Source organism: Shewanella sp. KT0246 (assembly GCF_019654955.1).
Taxonomy (GTDB): Bacteria; Pseudomonadota; Gammaproteobacteria; order Enterobacterales; family Shewanellaceae; genus Shewanella; species Shewanella goraebulensis.
On the sequence record NZ_BPEV01000096.1, the window covers coordinates 1 to 880 of the forward strand.

2 protein-coding genes are annotated in these 880 nt (G+C 50.9%); both read left to right on the forward strand.

Annotation, left to right across the window (positions count from 1 at the left end; translation table 11 throughout):
- Positions 1–395, forward strand: a 395-nt coding sequence (locus K5Q58_RS21360; RefSeq protein WP_220755716.1) for a hypothetical protein, incomplete at its 5' end; no start/stop codon positions are given.
- Positions 396–433: 38 nt separating this feature from the next.
- A partial coding sequence (locus tag K5Q58_RS21365; protein ID WP_220755717.1) for a hypothetical protein occupies positions 434–880 on the forward strand: 447 nt, incomplete at its 3' end.

An 880-nucleotide genomic window follows, 5' to 3' on the forward strand; every position in this document is an offset into this window, starting at 1 on the left:
AGAGACATGGTCGGGAATCCCAACTGCATTTGGGTTGGCAGCGACATAACCGGGGGAGGGAAAAGGGGAGGAGAGAGAAGGGGAAAAAGAGAAGGGAGAGGGAAAGAAGAAGGGGGAGAGGGGAAGGAAGGGGAAAAAAGAAAGAAAAGGGGGAAGGAAGAGAAAGAAAAGAGGAGAAGGGAAAGAAAAAGGGGGGGGAGAAAAAAAGGAGAAAAAAAGAGGGGAGGAAAGAGAGAAAAAAAGGAAAGAAGAAAAAAAGGAAGGAAAAGAAGGAGGGGAAAGGAAGGGAAAAGGGAGGGGAAGGGGAGAAGAAGAAAAAAGAAAAAAGGAAGGGGAGAGGAGAGGGGAGGGGAAAGAGAAAGAAAGGAAAGGAGGAGGAGAAAAGGGTGAGTTAAAAAAGGAAAAGGAGGAGAGGTGGGATGGGGGGGATGGAGTGGATAGAGGAAAAGGAGAGAGAAAAAAGGGGAGAAAGAGGGGGGGGAGGAAAAAGGGGAAGAGAAAGGGGAGAAAGAAAAGGAAGAAGAAGAGAAAGAGGAAGGAGAGAGGGGGGGGAGGGAAAAGGAGAGGGAAGGGGGGGGAGGGGGAAAAGGGGAAAAAGAAGGGGGAGGGGGAAAAGGGGAAAAGGGGAAGGAGGGAGAAAAAAAAAAAAAAGAGAGGGAGAGGGGGGGGAAAAGGGAGGGGGAAGGAAGAGGGGGGGGGGAGGGAGGAAGAAGAAGGGGGGAAAAGAGAAGAAAGGGGGGGGGAGGGGGAAAGAAAAAAGGGAGGGAGAAGGAGAGAGAGAAAGGAGGAAAAGGGGGAGGAGGAAAAGAAGGGAAGGGAAGGAAAAGAGGAAGGGAAGAAGAGGGGGGAGGGAAGGGAGAGAGGAAAAGGGAACAAAAAA